Consider the following 16,799-nt stretch of genomic DNA (forward strand, 5'->3'; position numbering starts at 1 on the left):
TCGCCGTGCCTCGCTGGCAGGTGGGCCTGGCCTGCACGGGCTCAGCCGCTCAGAACGCCGGCACCACCGCGCCCTGGTACTTCTGCTCAATGAACTGGCGCGTCTCGGCGCTGTGCAGTGCGGCGTCCAGCTTCTTCAGGGCGACGCTGTTCTGGTTGTCCGGGCGTGCCACCAGCACGTTGGCGTAGGGGGAGGTCTTCTCGATGAAGAGCGCGTCCTTGCGCGGCGAGAGCTTGGCCTCCAGCGCGTAGTTGGTGTTGATCAGGGCCAGGTCCACCTGGGGCAGCACGCGCGGCAGGGTGGCGGCTTCCAGTTCACGGAACTTCAGGTGTTTCGGGTTGCCCACCACGTCCTTGGGCGTGGCCAGGATGTTGGCCGGGTCCTTCAGCGTGATCAGCCCGTTGGCCGCCAGCAGCAGCAGTGCGCGACCGCCATTGGTCGGATCGTTGGGCAGGGCCACGGTGGCGCCGTCGGGAAGATCGGCGAGCTTCTTGTGCTTGACCGAATAGCCTGCGAAGGGCTCGATGTGCACCGGCTGGCCCACCACGACCAGGTGCGTGCCGCGGCTCTTGTTGAAGGTCTCGAGGTAGGGCACGTGCTGGAAGTAGTTGGCGTCCAGGTGCTTTTCCTCGACCTGCACATTGGGCTGCACATAGTCGTTGAAGACCTTGATTTCCAGGTCCACGCCCTGTTGGGCCAGACGGGGCTTGAGCTGCTCCAGGATTTCGGCGTGCGGCACCGGCGAGGCGGCCACGGTCAGCTTGACGTTCTGGGCCCATGCGGTGGCGGTGGCCAGCGGCAGCAGGGCGGTGGCCAGGGCGCTGATCAGCGTGCGGCGGGTGAATGCGGACATGGGAATCTCCTTGTCAGGTGAAGGACGGTGGATGCAAAACGCAGGGACGAACACCCCCTGGGTGGGCGGCCCGGGAGCCGCGACACCTGCTGTGGCAACGGGGGGAGGACGCTGGCGGCTCGGGCGGCCGCTCAGCGGGTCTGACATCGGCGGACCAGCCGGTCGCCGAAGGTTTGGATGAGCTGTACCAGCACCAGCATGAGGGCCACGGTGACGACCATGACCTCGGTCTGGAAGCGCTGGTAGCCATAGCGCACGGCCAGGTCACCCAGGCCGCCGCCGCCGATCACGCCGGACATGGCGGTGTAGGACACCAGGGCCACCGCGGTCACGGTGGTGGCGCCGATCAGGCCGGGCAGGGCTTCGGGCAGCAGCACCTTGAACACCAGTTGATGCAGGCGCGCGCCCATGGCCTGGCTGGCCTCCACCACGCCGGGGTCCACCTCGCGCAAGGTGTTCTCGGCCAGGCGGGCGAAGAAGGGCGCTGCGGCAGCCACCAGCGGCGGGATGGCCCCGGCCACGCCCAGCGAGGTGCCCACCAGCTGCAGCGTGAGGGGGATCATCACGATCAGCAGGATGATGAAGGGCAACGAGCGCAGCAGGTTGATGGCCAGTGACAGCGCGGCATACAGCCGCGGACGGGCCAACAGGGCGCCGGGTGCGGTGAGGTACAGCAGCACGCCCACTGGCAGGCCCGCCAGCACCGTGAACAGCAGCGCCATGCCCAGCATGGTCAGCGTGTCCAGGCTGGCGAAGCCGATCTCGGACCAGTCGATGGCCGCGAAGGCGGCCCAGCTCAGAGTGTTCATGCGCCGACCTCCTCGGCCGCCTGCGCGGCGGCGGGCGCCACGCCCAGCCACCGGGCCTGTGCGCCCAGGGCCGCCACCACGGCGGGCAGCTCGGCCAGCGGCAGCGCCGCGCCCAGCACCTCGGCCCGCAGCCGGGCCACGGGCACGCCCTTGAGCCGGGTGAGCCGGCCTTCCAGCAGGTTCACGCGCAGGCCGGCGCTCTGGCGCAAGGTGTCCAGCAGCGGCAGACGGGCCACCTCGCCCACGGCCGTGAGCTGCAGCACCGGGTGTCCGGAGGCAGGCGAATCGCCCTCGTCCAGCAGAAAGCCCGCGCCCGCCAGCAGGGCCCGCGTGGTGGCGTGCTGCGGGTGCAGGAAGACATCGATCACCGGACCCTGCTCGACGATATGGCCGCGCTCGAGCACCGCCACCCGGTCGCACAGGGCGTGGATCACATGCATCTCGTGCGTGATGAGCAGGATGGTCAGCCGCAGGCGGCGGCTGATGTCACCCAGCAGCGCCAGGATCTGCTCTGTTGTTTCCGGGTCCAGCGCCGAGGTGGCTTCATCGCACAGCAGCACCTCGGGGTCGTTGGCCAGGGCGCGGGCAATGCCCACGCGCTGCTTCTGTCCGCCGGAGAGTTGGGACGGATGCCGGTCGCGCAGTTCGGAAAGACCAACCAGGGCGAGCAGTTCGTCGACCCGCGCGTCCATCTCGGCCGCGCTGCGCTGGCCAGCCAGCTCCATCGGGAAGCGGACGTTGCCGGCGACGGTGCGCGACTGCAGCAGGTTGAAGTGTTGGAACACCATGCCGATGCGCTGGCGCTGCTGTTGCAGTGCCCGGGGCGGCAGGGTGGTGAGGTCCACGCCCCCAACCCGCACACTGCCCTCGTCGGGCCGTTCCAGCAGATTGATGCAGCGGATCAGCGTGCTCTTGCCGGCGCCGGAGCGGCCGATGACGCCGAAGATCTCGCCGGCCTGCACGTTGAGGGTCACCTGGTCCAGGGCCAGCGTGGCGGCGGCGGGGGCACCACGCCGGCTGGCGTAGCGCTTGGTCAGACTGAGAAGTTCGATCACGGGACACAAAGGCCGCGGTGGTGGGCCGGTCCCGGGTGGGGGCCAGGGCCTGACGCGGCGGAACGCCTTCTGGTGAGGCTGGTTCTGCAGTCTAGACAGGCATTTTTAGATTAGGAAGTTTTGAATATCTATTAACAAATTTCCGATTGATATAAAGATGCGTGCCGCGGCCGATCGGCTCAGCGCAGCAGGGCGGCCACGAGACCCAGCACCGTCAGCGCCAGCACCGCGCTGACGGTCTGCCAGAAGCGCACCGGGTGGCGCTCGATCAGCGGCACGCGGGCCGGTTCGGCCCAGCGTGGGTCCGGAGCGGCCAGTGCGTGGGTGAACTCGGACAGGGCCTCGTGCCGGCGCGCGGGCTGCGGGTGCAGGGCCTTGGCCAGCACCGTGTCCAGCCAGGCGGGCAGCTCGGGCCGGTGCTGGCGCAGCGGGATGTAGCGCAGGCCGGCCAGGTCCCGCGGGCTGCGCAGCCGGGGCACCTGCAGGCCGTAGGGCAGCTGGCCGCTGAGCATCTGGTAGGTCAGCACCGCCAGCGAGAAGAGCTCCGAGGCCACGCCCGGCGGGTGGCCGACGAAGTACTCCGGCGCCAGGTACTGCAGCGTGCCGGCCAGCGCGGGGTCGCGTTCGGTCAGGCCAGCCTCGGCCAGCCCGGCCACATGCACCGAGCCGAAGTCGATCAGCTTGAGCGTGCCGGTGCGGTCGATCATCAGGTTCTCGGGCCGCAGGTCCTGGTGCAGCATCTCCTTGCGGTGGAAGGCTTGCAGGCCCGCGGCGATCTGCTGCACCCAGGGCCGCACCTCGGCCAGGCCGGGCCGGGGGTGGTCGCGCATCCACTGCGCCAGCGTCTGTCCGTCGATGTGTTCCATCACGACGAACAGGTGCTGGCGGGGCCGTGGGCTTCCCGCCGGCTTGAGCACATGCGGGTGGTCGATGCGCCGGGCCACCCACTCCTCCAGCAGGAAACGGTCGATGGCCTGGACGTCGGCCCGCAGATCCTGGGCGGGCACCTTCAAGGCCACCGGCTGCCCGCTGGCGTCGTCGGTGGCCAGCCAGACCTGGCTGCGGGCGCTGGCGTGCAGTTCGCGCAGCAGGGTGTAGCCCTCGAAGGACATGCGGGCCTGCAGCGGCGGGGGAAAGGGCAGACTGCGCTGCCCATCCACCGCGGCCTGGGCCTCGGCCGGCGGCAGGGCCTCCACGCGCACCAGCTGCACGGTGATGTTGTCCTGGCTGCAGCGCGCCAGCGCGGTGGCGGTCAGGGCCGCGGCACAGGCGTCCAGGTCGGTCGGGTGTCGGGCCAGGGCGGCGTGCACATCGGTGGCGCTGAGGTACTCATAGGCGCCGTCGGTGGCCAGCAGGTAGACCTCGCCCTCGGCCAGCGGCCAGCAGCGGTAGTCGATCTCGACCGCGGCATCGGCACCCAGCGCCCGGGCCAGGTGGCTCTCGGCCGAGGACAGGCGCACCCGGTGATCCTGGGTCAGCGCTTCCAGCGCCTGGGGATGCAGGCGGTGGATGCGGCTGTCGCCCACATGCAGCAGGTGGCCTTCGCGCCCCTTGAGGATCAGGGCGCTGAAGGTGCAGACATAGCCGCGGTCGGGATCGAAGCGGGCATCGCTGCGGCGGGTCTGGGCATGCAGCCAGGCGTTGGTGGCCTCCAGCACGCACTGGCCGGCGCGGCGCACGGTCCAGGTCTCGGCCGTGTCGTAGTAGTCCTCCAGGAAGCTGCGCACCGCGGCCGCGCTGGCCACCTGGCTGACGCGGCTGCTGCTGATGCCGTCGGCCAGCGCCAGCACGACACCCTGGGTGGCGAGCCGGGCACCGGTCGGCACGACCGCGCCGTGGAAGTCCTGGTTGACCGGCTTGGCCCCGGCCAGCGAGTGCTGGCCGATCGAGACGCGCAGTGCCTGGGTCATGGGGCCGTTCAGGCCAGGGCGCGCTTGGGCGCCGTCTTGTAGTGGGTGGAATACAGCGCCACGCCGACGAAGGTCAGGCCGCCCACCAGGTTGCCCAGCACCGTCGGGATCTCGTTCCACAGCAGGTAGTCCATGAAGGTGAACTTGCCGCCCAGCATCAGGCCCGAGGGGAACAGGAACATGTTCACCACCGAATGCTCGAAGCCCATGTAGAAGAACACCAGGATGGGCATCCACATGGCCATGATCTTGCCGGAGACGCTGGTGGACATCAGCGCGGCCACCACGCCGGTGGAGACCATCCAGTTGCACATCACGCCGCGCACGAAGAGGGTCAGCATGCCGGCGGCGCCGTGGGCGGCGTAGCCCAGGGTGCGGGCCTCGCCGATGCCGCCGATCTTCTGGCCGATCGCGTTGGGCGCCTCGGAGAAGCCGAAGGTGAAGATGATGGCCATGAACACCGCGACCGTCAGCGCCCCGGCGAAGTTGCCGACGAAGACCAGGCCCCAGTTGCGGGCCACGCCAGCCCAGGTGGCGCCGGGCCGCTTGTCCAGCACGGCCAGGGGCGCCAGGGTGAAGACGCCGGTCAGCAGATCGAAGCCCAGCAGGTAGAGCATGCAGAAGCCGACCGGGAAGAGCAGGGCCCCGATCAGCGGGTTGCCGGTGTTGATGTTGATGCTGACGGCGAAGGCGGCGGCCAGCGCCAGGATGGCACCGGCCATGTAGGCGCGGATCAGGGTGTCGCGGGTGGACATCAGCAGCTTGGATTCGCCGGCATCGACCATCTTGGTCACGAATTCGGTGGGGGCGAGGTAGGCCATGGGGGTTCCTTCAGGACAGGCAGACATGGAGGAGACAGTGCGGCCCATGCCGGCCGCAGCCGGGCATGAAAAAAGGCGCCCACGCCTGGACCGGTCCGCACCGGTTGCAGGCATGGACGCCTTTGTCCACACATTCGCGCACCCTTTGCAGGCAGCCAGGCGGCCTGCAGGGGCTGGTTCAAGCCGCCGTTAGCTTGACGGGCAGTCAGTAAGCACGTGGTGTGCCACCAGCGTTCCGGCCGGCCGGCGCGTCTTCAGTCCGCCGCCGGGGCCGCGGGCCTGGCAAAGGCCAGGTCGGGCAGCGAGAGTGTGGCCTCGGCGACGTCGAGCAGGCGGCGGTTCTGGTCCATGGCCGTCTTCTGCAGGGCGCGGAAGGCGGCTTCCTCGGACAGGCCCATGCGCGACATCAGCACGCCCTTCGCGCGCTCGATGATCTTGCGCTCGTGCAGGGCACGCTTGGCGGCCTCCAACTCCATCTCCACGCTGGCCAGGCGGGCCGTCTGGGCCTGCAGCAGCTCGACCATGGAGGACATGGCCTGGGCGTCCCGGGCCTGGGTGTCGGGCGCGGCCTCACCCGGCGGGTGGGTCAGCTGCGGCACGCTGCCCGGGTGGCCGGAGATGCCGAAGAACTCGACCACCGCGTGGGTGTGCGGTGGCGGGGTGTTGCGCAGCCGCTGGACCAGGCCCTCGGCATCCTGCAGCTCCTGCGTCAGCACCTCCAGCTGCCGGGCACAGGCCTGGCGCAGTCCCTGCACCAATTCGGTTTCCAGCTGCCACAGATCGGTGATGCGTTCGCTGGCCACCTCGAACCAGCGGCCGCTGAGCTGGGCGTCCAGCGCGGCGCCGGGGCGGGCCGTGCACAGGGTGCGGCGCAGCCGCTCCAGCTGGGCCACAGTGGGCGTGAGCTGCAGCTGCTGCCAGCGTGCGCGCAGGGCCGGTTCGGCAAATTCCTCGAAGATGCCCAGGCTGCGCTCCTGCGCCTCGATCAGGTGGGTGATGCGTTCCTGCTCGACCGGCAGGGCCTGGCCGGACGCGAAGAGCTGGCCGCCCACGGCGCGCTCCTGGCCCGCCGCCTCCTTGCCCTGCACCAGGTGGACGAAGGCCACCAGCTGGCGCGACACGCCGGGATGGACGGTGTTGTCCGCCAGGTGGAAGACCAGCTCCACCAGGCCGGCGATGACCCGGCTGAAGGCCGCCACGCTGTCGTGCGCGCTCGGCTGGCAGCGCTCGATCTGCAGGCGCAGCTCGCGCAGCGCGTCCAGATCCAGCAGCACCCAGGCCATCAGGGACAGCAGCCGGGCGGTCGCGCCCTGGGCGGGATCGAGCTGGGCCTCGAACAGCGCACGCAGCTGCTGCTCCAGCGGCGTGGCCGCCTGCTGGGCCTCCATGCGCTGGGTGTTGAACTGCAGGCCGTGCGAGGCCAGGAAGATGCTGCAGGCCCCGCGTTCGCGCTGCAGGGCGTGAATCAGCTGGCCGATGACCGTGACCAGCTCGACCCGCGCGGCCAGGTGGCGCACGGCGTCGATGTCCAGCTGCTTGGCACGCAGGACGAATTGGGAGACAGGCTGCGGCATGGGGTGGGGCGCTTCGGCGCGTTCGGAAGACGGCCCCGATTGTCCGCAAGATGGGTGCCGGCCGGAACCCTCAGGTGGCTTCGGTGCTCACCAGCACGCGTCCGTCCTTCACCCGCACGGCGTAAGGGCGCACCGACCATTCGGGTGACTCCAGGCAGACGCCGGTGCGCAGGTCGATGTGGTGCTTGTACAGCGGCGAGGCCACCACCAGGTGCTCGCCCAGGTTGCCCACCAGCCCGCGCGAGAGCACGCTGGCGCCGGCCTTCGGGTCCACGTTGTCGATGGCGAAGAATTGGTTCTGGCCGATGCGGAAGATGGCGACCTGGTGCGTGTCCACCCGGGCGCAGACGCCGGTGTCCGGCAGGATGTCCTCGACCGCGCAGACGGCGGTCCAGTCGGAAACGAGGGTGTCCATGGTTCGGGGCTCCTGGGTCAGGTGGGGCTGTTGGTGGATGCGGCGTGGGTGGCGTCGGCGCGTTCCTCCGGCCGGGCCGGGCGGATCTGGCCGCGCTCCTGCACGAAGACGATGTGCTCGTCGGGCTGCGTGCTGTTGACGAAGCTGCGGAAGCGCTGGCGCACGGCGGGCGTGGTGACGGCGGTCTTCCATTCGCACTGGTAGCGGTCCACCACCTGCTGCATCTGGGCCTCCAGCTCGGCGGCCAGCCCCAGGGTGTCGCGCAGCAGCACGCCCTTGAGGTAGTCCAGCCCGCCTTCGAGGTTGTCGCGCCAGGTGCTGGTGCGCTGCAGGCGGTCGGCGGTGCGCACGTAGAACATCAGGAAGCGGTCGATCAGGCGGATCAGCGCGTCCTTGCTCAGGTCGCTGGCGATCAGCTCGGCGTGGCGCGGCTTCATGCCGCCGTTGCCGCAGACATAGAGGTTCCAGCCCTTGTCGGTGGCGATGATGCCCACGTCCTTGCTCTGGGCCTCGGCGCATTCGCGGGTGCAGCCCGAGACGCCGAACTTGATCTTGTGTGGCGCGCGCAGGCCCTTGTAGCGGTTCTCCAGCGCAATGGCCAGGCCGGTGCTGTCGTCCACGCCGTAGCGGCACCAGGTGCTGCCCACGCAGCTCTTCACGGTGCGCAGGCTCTTGCCATAGGCATGGCCGCTCTCGAAGCCGGCGGCGATCAGCTCCTCCCAGATCAGGGGCAACTGCTCGACACGGGCACCGAACAGGTCGACCCGCTGGCCGCCGGTGATCTTGGTGTACAGGCCGTACTTCTTGGCCACCTGGCCCACGGCGATCAGGCCCTCGGGGGTGACCTCGCCACCGGGCATGCGCGGCACCACCGAGTAGCTGCCGTCCTTCTGGATGTTGCCCAGGAAGTAGTCGTTGCTGTCCTGCAGGGGCGCCAGCTCGGGCTGCAGCACGAAGTCGTTCCAGCAGGAGGCGAAGATGCTGGCCGCCGCGGGCTTGCAGATGTCGCAGCCCAGGCCCTGGCCGTGTTTGGCCAGCAGGTCCTCGAAAGTCTTGATCTGGCCCACGCGGACCAGGTGGAACAGCTCCTGGCGCGAGTGCGGGAAGTGCTCGCACAGGTGGTTGTTCACCGCCAGGCCGCGCCTGGCCATCTCGGCCTTCATGACCTGGGTGACCAGGGGCACGCAGCCGCCGCAGGTGGCGCCGGCCTTGCAGCCGGCCTTCAGCGCGGCGATGGTGGTGGCGCCGCCGGCCACCGCCTCGGCGATCTGGCCCTTGCTGACGTTGTTGCAGGAGCAGATCTGCGCGCTGTCGGGCAGGGCGTCCACGCCCAGGCCGGCCTTGGCCTGGCCGTCGCCGGCCGGCAGGATCAGCGCCTCGGGATGCTCGGGCAGGGCGATGCCGTTCAAGGCCATCTGCAGCAGGGTGCCGTACTCGGCCGCGTCGCCCACCAGCACGGCCCCCAGCAGCTGGCGGCCGTCCTCGCTGACGACGATCTTCTTGTAGATGCCGTTCAGTTCGTCGGTGAAGGAGAAGCTGCGGCAGTGCGGCGTCTTGCCGTGGGCATCGCCGATGCTGGCCACGTCCACGCCCATCAGCTTGAGCTTGGTGCTCATGTCGGCGCCCGCGAAGGCGGCCGCGGCCTCGCCGGCGATGTGGCGCGCGGCCACGCGGGCCATCTCGTAGCCCGGGGCCACCAGGCCGAAGGTCTGCTCGTTCCAGGACGCGCACTCGCCGATGGCGTAGACGTGCGGATCGCTGCTGCGGCAGTGGTCGTCGATCACCACGCCGCCGCGCGGGCCGATGGCCAGCACGCACTGGCGGGCGAGTTCGTCGCGCGGCCGGATGCCGGCGGAGAACACGATCAGGTCGGTTTCCAGGTAGCTGCCGTCCTCGAACACCATGCGGTGGCGGTGCTCGGCGCCGTCGGTGATCTGGGTGGTGCTGCGCCGGGTGTGCACGTGCACACCCAGGGCCTCGATCTTCTCGCGCAGGATGCGGCCGCCGCTCTCGTCCACCTGCACCGCCATCAGGCGCGGGGCGAATTCCACCACATGGGTCTCCAGCCCGAGGTCGCGCAGGGCCTTGGCGCATTCCAGGCCCAGCAGACCGCCGCCCACCACCACGCCGCGCCGGGCCTTGGCGCTGGCGGCCTGCATGGCCTCCAGATCGTCGATGGTGCGGTAGACGAAGCAGTTCGGCCGCTCGCGACCGGCGATGGGCGGCACGAAGGGCACCGAGCCGGTGGCCAGCACCAGCACGTCGTAGGGCAGCACCTCGCCATCGGCGGTGGTCACGGTGCGCACCCGGCGGTCCACGCTGGCGGCCCGGGCCGCCAGGCGCAGGTCGAAGCCGGTGCGCTCGAAGAAGCCGGGCTCGACCAGGGACAGATCCTGGGCGGACTTGCCGGCGAAGAACTCGGAGAGGTGGACCCGGTCGTAGGCCGGGCGGGCTTCCTCGCACAGGACGGTGACCTGCGCCTCGGTCAGGCCGGTCTCGGCCAGGCTCTGCAGGAATTGGTGGCCCACCATGCCGTGGCCGGCGACGACGATTTTCATGGGTTGCTCCGAAGGGAAGCGGCACACGCGGCGCGTGCGCACATCAGGAGGGGCACCGCGCGCCAGGCCGGTGCCGACAGAAAACCGCCGTCGTTAGCGGGCGAGGGGCGGAGCAGCCATACCCCGTTCACCTCGAGCCCCTGTCAAGCAAACGGGATGCCAGACGATGGACCGGGTGTTTCCGGGGCCCGTGGCGGGCAGACGCCGCCACGCCGGCCCGTGACGGTGCGCAGCCCACCAGTCCCGGGGCGGCCCGCCCCAGCCTGGTGCGGCCTGGCCGACTTGCCCGACATCAAGCCGCCCCCCGGCGAGGACGCGCACACTGCAGGGCATGGCCAAGCGCTTTCCGCTGCACCCCGCCCATCCCGAGCGCACCTGCTGGGGCTGTGACCGCTATTGCCCGGCGCATGCCATGGCCTGCGGCAACGGCTCGGACCGCACCCAGCATCCCGAGGAACTGTTCGGCCCGGACTGGGCCGAGTGGGTGCCGCCCACCGAGGCCGAGCGAAGCCCGCCGGCTCCCGCCGGGGTGCCCGCCCAGGATGGGCCCTGAACCGTCCGCCGCGTCCGCCTTACACTGCCAGCCCGAGAGACCTGAAGCTCGCAGAAGCGCAGGGGAGGGCGTTGTGGGGTGGAGTGCCGCCGTGTGAGCTTGCCTGATCCGATCCGCCTCGTGCCTGACGAGGCCTCCGAGTTCGTCCACCAGAACTTTCGCACCACCATCCGCGGTTCTGCGGTGGTCATCGCCTGCGTGGCCTGCGTCTATGCCGTGGCGCTCTGGTGGCTGGGCGATGCGCAGTGGTGGCATCACGCGCTCATCGCCCTGCTGGCTGCCGCGCTGCAGCCCTGCTTCGGTCCCCGCGCGGCCTACCCGGCCTTTCTCGCGGCCCTGCTCCTGCTCATCGGCACCTGCACCCTCTCCATCGCCCATCTGGCGCTGCGCTACGGGCCTTCGGCGCTCTTCCATGCCCTGCTGCTGGCCTACACGCCGGTGCTGGTCACCTCGGGGCGGCTGCCCCTGTGGGCCAAGGGGCTGCTGGTGGGCGGAGCCTGCCTGCTGACGCTGTGGCTGGATGCCGCGAGCACGGCACGCTGGGCCCAGCTGTCCGCCGCCGCACCGCTGGATCTGCCCACGGCGGGCACCCTGCGGCAGTTGCGCAGCATGAACCTGCTGGCGCTGGGGATGGCGCCGGCCGTGCTGGTCTATCACTTCTTCACGCTGGTGCGGCGCCAGCACCATGCCATGGCCGGCCTGGCGCTGCGCGACCCGATGACGCAGCTGTTCAACCGACGCCATGTGCAGGCCACCGGCGAGGCCCTGGTGGCCCAGCTGCTCCACCGGCCCCAGGGCGGGCCCTTCAGCGTGGTGCTGCTGGATGTGGACCATTTCAAGGCGGTCAACGACAGTTGGGGCCATGAGATCGGAGATCAGGCCCTGCGTCGGGTGGCTGAGCTGGTGTCCCGCACGGCCCGCACATCGGACGTGGTGGCCCGCTGGGGCGGCGAGGAGTTCCTGCTGCTGCTGGCCGACACCGACGAGGGCCAGGCCCTGCTGCTGGCCGAGCGGGTGCGCTGCGCCATCGCCCAGGACCCCCTGGAGGTCCAGGGCCAGCGGGTCGCCCTGACCGTCACGATCGGCGTGGCGCAGTCGCTGCGCGCCGGCTCGTTCGCCGAGGTGATCCGGCACGCCGACGCCGCGCTCTACGAGGGCAAGCGTCAGGGCCGCAACCGGGTGGTGGCCGCCAGCGGGGTGGGGGTCGAGGTCCGGCCGGCCGATCTGGCCGGAGCCTGAGCACGGCTCAGGCCCGCGGCCCCGGCAGCTCGCGCAGCCAGGCCACGCAGCGCGCCACCAGAAAGTCCCGCAGGCGCTGGATGGCCGGGCCCAGGCTGGCCCGGTCCGGGCAGACCATCTGCAGCGGGGCGGGCTCGCCCCAGTCCAGCGGAAAGAGGGCCACGAGGCGACCGGTGCGCAGGTCTTCGGCCACGTCCAGCGCCGATTTGTAGGCGATGCCCTGGCCCGACAAGGCCCAGCGGCGCACCACTTCGCCATCGTCGCTGATCCGGTCCCCACGCACCGGCACGGTCTGCAGGCCGCCCTGGGCCGAGGGCAGGTGGAAGCTCCAGCGCTCGTGGGTGTGCTCGCCCATCACATAGCGCAGGCAGTTGTGCTGCCGCAGCTCGGCCGGCGTGGCCGGGCGGCCGTGACGTTCCAGATAGGACGGGGCCGCGCAGGCGATGCGACGGTTGTCCGAGGCCAGCGGCAGCGACACCAGGCCCGAGTCGGCCAGCTGCCCGTAGCGGATGCCGGCGTCCACCGCGGCGCGGAAGAGGTCGGTGAAGCGGTCGCTGACCCGCAACTGCAGCTGCAGCCGGGGGTGCTCGGCCTGGAAGTCGTCCAGCCAGGGCAGCAGCACCTGCCGGCCCAGGTCCGAGGGCACCGACAGGCGAAGCGGCCCGGCGATCTCGGCGCGGCCCTGGTCCAGCGCCTCCTGGCCGGCCGCCAGCGCGGCCAGCACGCTGCGGGCATGGGGCAGGTAGCGCGCGCCTTCCTCCGACAGCCGCATGCTGCGGGTGGAGCGCACCAGCAGGCGCAGGCCCAGTTCGCGCTCGAGCCGCTGCACCGCGCTGCTGGCCAGGGCAGGGGTGAGGTCCAGCAGCCGGGCCGCGGCCGAGAAGCTCCCGGCCTCGGCGGTCTGGACGAAAACCTGCAGATCGTCGATGCGGATCATCTTCTTGCCTGTGAAGAAAGTCTTTGAGATCGGGTGTTCTTTATCTTGCATGGACGTTAAATCAAAGTCGCTCCCCATGCCGGACCCCGGCTTTTCCTGTCACTCACTGCGAGGGAGCACATCGACATGCACCGTCTTTCTTCACGGCCCACGGGGCTGAACCTTCTGACCATCGTGGCCGCCGTGGCCACTTTGTCGGCCGTGGCCGGCCCCGCCCGCGCCGAGGAGGCGCTGATCCAGCCCCGCACCCTGGTGGTGGATGCCCAGTTGGACCGGGCCCAGGCCGAGCGCGAGATCCTGGCCGCGCGCCGCTATGGCAGCTTCTGGTCGACCGGCGAGGAGGCCCTGGCTCGGGCCGCCCTGGCGCCGGACTTCATGGACCGCACCCTGCCGCCCGGCCGCGCCCAGGGGCTGGCCGGGCCGCTGGCCGCCTCGGCGGGCTTCCGCCAGGCCGTGCCCGACCTGCGCTGCGAGATCGAGCAGATGATCGTCTCGGGCGACCGGGTGGTGTCCCACCTGCGCTTCACCGGCCACTTCAGCGGGCAGTTCCATGGTCGCACCGGCCAGGGCCAGGCCATTGACTTCATCGCCACCGACATCTACCGCGTACAGGACGGCCGCATCGCCGAGAACTGGCACCTCGAGGACAACCTGACCCTGCTGCAGCAAATGGGGCTGGTGGTCCTCTGAACAGACGCCACCCGCTTCGGGTCACACTCTCACCTTCAGGAGCATTCCCATGAACATCGATCTCACGGGCCGCGTGGCCCTCGTCACGGCCTCCACCGCCGGCATCGGCCATGCCATCGCCCGCGGTCTGGCCGACAGCGGCGCCGAGGTGGTGCTGCACGGCCGCAGCGCCGCCACGGTGGACCGGGCCCTGCAATCGCTGCGGGCCGCGCTGCCCGGGGCCCGCCTGCGCGGCGCGGTGGCCGACCTGAGCGATGCAGCCGGTGCCGAGGCCCTGCTGGCGGCCGTGCCGGCGGTGGACATCCTGGTCAACAACGCCGGCATCTACGGCCCGCAGGACTTCTTCGAGACCGACGACGCCACCTGGGAGCGCTACTGGCAGACCAACGTCATGTCTGGCGTGCGCCTGTCGCGGGCGCTGCTGCCGGCCATGGTGGACAAGGGCTGGGGCCGGGTGGTGTTCATCGCCTCCGAGTCGGCCCGCAACATCCCGGCGGACATGATCCATTACGGTGTCAGCAAGACCGCGCAACTGGCCCTCTCGCGCGGCCTGGCCAAGCGGGTGGCGGGCAGCGGGGTGACGGTCAACGCCGTGCTGCCGGGGCCCACGCTGTCCGACGGCGTGGCCGAGATGCTCAAGGACGAGGTCGCCCGCACGGGTCAGTCGCTGGAGGATGTCTTCAACGGCTTCGTCCGCACCCAGCGTCCCAGCTCGATCATCCAGCGCGCCGCCACGGTGGACGAGGTGGCCTCGATGGTGGTCTACGTCTGCTCGCCGCAGGCCTCCGCCACCACCGGCGCGGCCCTGCGGGTGGATGGCGGCGTGGTGGACGACATTGTCTGAACCCGTGGCGACGGACCCGGCCCGCCTGGACCGCCGCACCGCCGTCGCCTTGCTGGTGGCGGCGGTGTACTTCATGGAGAACCTGGACGCCACCGTCATCACGACGGCGCTGCCGGCCATGGCGGGCGACTTCGGCGAGGCCGCGGCCCATCTGTCGGTGGGGATCTCGGCCTATCTGGTGGCCCTGACGGTCTTCATCCCCATCAGCGGCTGGGCGGCGGACCGCTTCGGCGCGCGCCGGGTGTTCTCGCTGGCCATCGCGGTGTTCACGCTGGCCTCGCTGGCCTGCGCCGCCGCGCAAGGCCTGTGGAGCTTCACGCTGGCCCGCACGCTGCAGGGCATCGGCGGGGCGATGATGGTGCCGGTGGGCCGCATGCTGGTGCTGCGCGGCACGCCCAAGGAAGGCATCGTGCGGGCCGTGGCCATCCTCACCTGGCCGGGGCTGGTGGCCTTCATGCTCGGCCCGCCGGTGGGTGGCTGGATCAGCACCCACTGGGGCTGGCGCTGGATCTTCTGGCTGAACCTGCCGCTGGGCGGGCTGGCCCTGCTGGCCAGCGCCCGCCTGCTGCCGCCCAGCGCATCGACGGCGCTGGGCTTCGACCGCCGCGGCTTTGTGCTGACCGGATCGGCGCTGGCCCTGCTGATGGGCGGCATCGAGATGGCCAGCCGGGCCGACCTGCCGGCCTGGGGCTGGGCGGTGGCGCTGCTGGCGGGCCTGGGCCTGCTGGGCCTGAGCGTGGGGCACCTGCGTCGGGCCCCCGAACCTCTCTTCGGGCTGGCGCCGCTGCGCATCGCCACCTTCCGCGCCTGCGCGGTGGGGGGCTCGCTGTTTCGCATGGCCATCAGCGCGGCGCCCTTCCTGCTGCCGCTGATGTTCCAGCTGGGCTTCGGCTGGTCGGCGGTGGAGGCCGGCGCCATGCTGCTGTGGCTGTTCGCCGGCAACCTGGCCATCAAGCCGGCCACCACGGCGCTGCTGCGTCGCTTCGGCTTTCGGCGGGTGATGCTGGTCAATGGCCTGCTGGTGGCCCTGGGCTTTGCGGCCTGCGCCGGGCTGGAACCCGACACCCCCCGGCTGTGGACGGCGCTGCTGGTCTTCATCAGCGGCATGAACCGCTCCATGCAGTTCACCGCCACCAGCACCCTGGCCTATGCCGATGTGCCGCAGGATCAGATGCGCCACGCCACCACGCTCTTCTCGGTGCTGGCCCAGATGAACACCGGCATGGGCATCGCGCTGGGCGCCCTGGCCCTGAGCGTCACCGAGTTGCTGCGCGACACCCCGGCCGGCCAGCCCGGCGTGGGTGACTTCCACGGCGCCTTCCTGGCGATGGCCGGCCTGGCCCTGCTGGCGCTGGTGGATTGCTGGCGCCTGCCGGCCGATGCCGGACAGCGGCTGCTTCGGCGCTGAGGGGCCCCGCCGGGCAGGTCGTCACGGTGGGGCGGGCTGGGGGGCCTGCAGCTTCTGGTGGATCTCGTAGAGCGCCATCAGCCCGGCCGTGCCGTAGAAGCGGTGGTATTCCGCCACCATCTCGCCCTCCCGGATGACCGGATCGGTGCCGACAAGGGCGCGGGCGGCCTCGATGTCCGGCACCGCCAGCACGAACAGGCCGCGCAGGCCCTCCACCCCGTCGGCCGGCCCGGCCAGGGCCAGCGTGCCGGCCTGGGCCAAGCGTCCGATGTTGGCGAAATGACCCTGGAACATCGCATCCCGGGCGGGGCCGGCCGGCACCGGATGCCCGCTGCTGCGCAACAGCACCAGCACATAGGAACGCATGCCGCGTGCATCCGCGCCCAGGCGCTGGGCCAGCGCCGCGTCGTAGGCCGGGGCCTCGGCGGCCCGGGCCGGCCGCAGGGGGGCTGCCTGCAGCACGAGGCCGGCGAACAGCGCGCCCAGCAGTGGCAGGGGCCGGCGGGCCGGTGGGAATGCGCGCAGGGCGGGGGACCGACACAGCATGGGCGTGCTCCAGGACCGCGGTGTCCGGATGCTAGGGGCCGTGTCTGCGGCCGCAAGTGGGGAAAGCCGTGACCGCGGCGCTGGCTTGGACCAGAGGGTGTGAATCAGAAGGTAAACTTCCAAAATGCCGGCTTCGCCTTCCCCCATCGACCCCGACGAGCTGGGGGCCGCCCTCGGCGAGTTGCGCGGGCTGCTGGGCCGCCTGCAGCGGCGCCTGCGCAGCCAGAGCGAGCTGCGCCAGTTCAACACCGCCCAGGTGGCGGTGTTCCACCACCTGATCCGGCACGAGGACGCCACCGTGGCCGAGCTGGCCCAGGTCGAGCACATGCGGCCCCAGTCCATGGGCGCGGTGGTGGCCAGCCTGCAGGCTCTGGGCCTGGTGCAGGGCCGGCCTGACCCCGGCGATGGCCGCAAGGTGCTGCTGAGCCTGACCGCCGCCGGGCGACGGGCAGTGCACGACAGCCGCGCCAGCCGGGACGACTGGCTGCTGGCCGCCGTGAGCCGCTTGTGCAGCCCGCAGGAGCAGGCGCTGCTGGTGCAGGCCGTGCCGCTGCTGGCCCGCCTGGCCGATGCCGAGGACTGAGCGC

General features: G+C 70.9%; 16 protein-coding genes. 6 read left to right on the top strand and 10 right to left on the bottom strand.

Annotated features, from left to right (window positions below; translation table 11 throughout):
- Positions 1–49: 49 nt before the first annotated feature.
- From LRM40_RS20005 to nirB, 8 genes are all read right to left on the bottom strand, one after another.
- Positions 50–853 (bottom strand): MetQ/NlpA family ABC transporter substrate-binding protein, encoded by an 804-nt coding sequence (locus tag LRM40_RS20005; RefSeq protein WP_151123273.1) that lies wholly within the window; start codon positions 851–853, stop codon positions 50–52.
- Between the two features lie 131 nt (positions 854–984).
- A complete protein-coding gene (locus LRM40_RS20010) occupies positions 985–1,662 on the bottom strand; it encodes a methionine ABC transporter permease (RefSeq protein ID WP_151123274.1) in 678 nt (225 codons plus the stop codon).
- On the bottom strand, positions 1,659–2,717 hold the full coding sequence (locus LRM40_RS20020) for a methionine ABC transporter ATP-binding protein (protein ID WP_151123275.1): 1,059 nt from the start codon (positions 2,715–2,717) through the stop codon (positions 1,659–1,661). The genes LRM40_RS20010 and LRM40_RS20020 overlap by 4 nt, the downstream gene beginning before the upstream one ends.
- A 179-nt stretch (positions 2,718–2,896) precedes the next feature.
- The gene (locus LRM40_RS20025; protein ID WP_151123276.1) at positions 2,897–4,627 is read right to left on the bottom strand and encodes a bifunctional protein-serine/threonine kinase/phosphatase; all 1,731 of its coding nucleotides are present in this window, start codon (positions 4,625–4,627) and stop codon (positions 2,897–2,899) included.
- Positions 4,628–4,635: 8 nt separating this feature from the next.
- A complete protein-coding gene (locus tag LRM40_RS20030; RefSeq protein ID WP_151123277.1) occupies positions 4,636–5,448 on the bottom strand; it encodes a formate/nitrite transporter family protein in 813 nt (270 codons plus the stop codon).
- Positions 5,449–5,702: 254 nt separating this feature from the next.
- Positions 5,703–7,022 (bottom strand): nitrate- and nitrite sensing domain-containing protein, encoded by a 1,320-nt coding sequence (locus tag LRM40_RS20035; protein ID WP_151123278.1) that lies wholly within the window; start codon positions 7,020–7,022, stop codon positions 5,703–5,705.
- Between the two features lie 70 nt (positions 7,023–7,092).
- Positions 7,093–7,437 (bottom strand): nitrite reductase small subunit NirD, encoded by a 345-nt coding sequence (nirD, locus tag LRM40_RS20040; RefSeq protein WP_151123279.1) that lies wholly within the window; start codon positions 7,435–7,437, stop codon positions 7,093–7,095.
- Positions 7,438–7,454: 17 nt separating this feature from the next.
- Complete coding sequence (gene nirB / locus LRM40_RS20045; RefSeq protein WP_151123280.1) at positions 7,455–9,995, bottom strand: nitrite reductase large subunit NirB; 2,541 nt, start codon at positions 9,993–9,995, stop codon at positions 7,455–7,457.
- A 331-nt stretch (positions 9,996–10,326) separates the two neighbouring features.
- Here nirB and LRM40_RS20050 point away from each other — a divergent pair, with 331 nt between their 5' ends.
- The gene (locus LRM40_RS20050) at positions 10,327–10,548 is read left to right on the top strand and encodes a DUF3079 domain-containing protein (protein ID WP_151123281.1); all 222 of its coding nucleotides are present in this window, start codon (positions 10,327–10,329) and stop codon (positions 10,546–10,548) included.
- 93 nt (positions 10,549–10,641) lie between these two features.
- Positions 10,642–11,787, top strand: a complete 1,146-nt coding sequence (locus LRM40_RS20055; protein ID WP_151123282.1) for a GGDEF domain-containing protein — start codon at positions 10,642–10,644, stop codon at positions 11,785–11,787.
- 7 nt (positions 11,788–11,794) lie between these two features.
- Here the strand turns inward: LRM40_RS20055 and LRM40_RS20060 are convergent, their stop codons facing one another.
- A complete protein-coding gene (locus LRM40_RS20060; RefSeq protein WP_151123353.1) occupies positions 11,795–12,724 on the bottom strand; it encodes a LysR family transcriptional regulator in 930 nt (309 codons plus the stop codon).
- A 126-nt stretch (positions 12,725–12,850) separates the two neighbouring features.
- On the opposite strand from LRM40_RS20060, the gene LRM40_RS20065 reads away from it, so the two are divergent.
- From LRM40_RS20065 to LRM40_RS20075, 3 genes are all read left to right on the top strand, one after another.
- A complete protein-coding gene (locus LRM40_RS20065) occupies positions 12,851–13,414 on the top strand; it encodes an ester cyclase (protein WP_151123283.1) in 564 nt (187 codons plus the stop codon).
- 49 nt (positions 13,415–13,463) lie between these two features.
- Positions 13,464–14,258 carry an SDR family NAD(P)-dependent oxidoreductase gene (locus LRM40_RS20070; protein WP_151123284.1) on the top strand — a complete coding sequence of 265 codons (795 nt, stop codon included), beginning with the start codon at positions 13,464–13,466 and terminating at the stop codon, positions 14,256–14,258.
- Between the two features lie 73 nt (positions 14,259–14,331).
- Positions 14,332–15,666 carry an MFS transporter gene (locus LRM40_RS20075; RefSeq protein WP_231067919.1) on the top strand — a complete coding sequence of 445 codons (1,335 nt, stop codon included), beginning with the start codon at positions 14,332–14,334 and terminating at the stop codon, positions 15,664–15,666.
- Positions 15,667–15,687: 21 nt separating this feature from the next.
- Here the strand turns inward: LRM40_RS20075 and LRM40_RS20080 are convergent, their stop codons facing one another.
- Positions 15,688–16,212 (bottom strand): YciI family protein, encoded by a 525-nt coding sequence (locus tag LRM40_RS20080; RefSeq protein ID WP_151123286.1) that lies wholly within the window; start codon positions 16,210–16,212, stop codon positions 15,688–15,690.
- 124 nt (positions 16,213–16,336) lie between these two features.
- Here LRM40_RS20080 and LRM40_RS20085 point away from each other — a divergent pair, with 124 nt between their 5' ends.
- Positions 16,337–16,795 carry a MarR family winged helix-turn-helix transcriptional regulator gene (locus tag LRM40_RS20085; RefSeq protein WP_151123287.1) on the top strand — a complete coding sequence of 153 codons (459 nt, stop codon included), beginning with the start codon at positions 16,337–16,339 and terminating at the stop codon, positions 16,793–16,795.
- Positions 16,796–16,799: the final 4 nt, after the last annotated feature.

It is taken from the genome of Ideonella dechloratans, from assembly GCF_021049305.1.
Taxonomy (GTDB): Bacteria; Pseudomonadota; Gammaproteobacteria; order Burkholderiales; family Burkholderiaceae_C; genus Ideonella; species Ideonella dechloratans.

Coding starts and splice junctions, on each gene's coding strand:
- LRM40_RS20005 (WP_151123273.1), bottom strand. CDS start 853: ATGTCCGCATTCACCCGCCGCACGCTGATCAGCGCCCTGGCCACCGCC.
- nirB (WP_151123280.1), bottom strand. CDS start 9,995: ATGAAAATCGTCGTCGCCGGCCACGGCATGGTGGGCCACCAATTCCTG.
- LRM40_RS20085 (WP_151123287.1), top strand. CDS start 16,337: ATGCCGGCTTCGCCTTCCCCCATCGACCCCGACGAGCTGGGGGCCGCC.
- LRM40_RS20070 (WP_151123284.1), top strand. CDS start 13,464: ATGAACATCGATCTCACGGGCCGCGTGGCCCTCGTCACGGCCTCCACC.
- LRM40_RS20060 (WP_151123353.1), bottom strand. CDS start 12,724: ATGATCCGCATCGACGATCTGCAGGTTTTCGTCCAGACCGCCGAGGCC.
- nirD (WP_151123279.1), bottom strand. CDS start 7,437: ATGGACACCCTCGTTTCCGACTGGACCGCCGTCTGCGCGGTCGAGGAC.
- LRM40_RS20065 (WP_151123283.1), top strand. CDS start 12,851: ATGCACCGTCTTTCTTCACGGCCCACGGGGCTGAACCTTCTGACCATC.
- LRM40_RS20050 (WP_151123281.1), top strand. CDS start 10,327: ATGGCCAAGCGCTTTCCGCTGCACCCCGCCCATCCCGAGCGCACCTGC.
- LRM40_RS20080 (WP_151123286.1), bottom strand. CDS start 16,212: ATGCTGTGTCGGTCCCCCGCCCTGCGCGCATTCCCACCGGCCCGCCGG.
- LRM40_RS20030 (WP_151123277.1), bottom strand. CDS start 5,448: ATGGCCTACCTCGCCCCCACCGAATTCGTGACCAAGATGGTCGATGCC.
- LRM40_RS20010 (WP_151123274.1), bottom strand. CDS start 1,662: ATGAACACTCTGAGCTGGGCCGCCTTCGCGGCCATCGACTGGTCCGAG.
- LRM40_RS20075 (WP_231067919.1), top strand. CDS start 14,332: ATGGAGAACCTGGACGCCACCGTCATCACGACGGCGCTGCCGGCCATG.
- LRM40_RS20035 (WP_151123278.1), bottom strand. CDS start 7,022: ATGCCGCAGCCTGTCTCCCAATTCGTCCTGCGTGCCAAGCAGCTGGAC.
- LRM40_RS20025 (WP_151123276.1), bottom strand. CDS start 4,627: ATGACCCAGGCACTGCGCGTCTCGATCGGCCAGCACTCGCTGGCCGGG.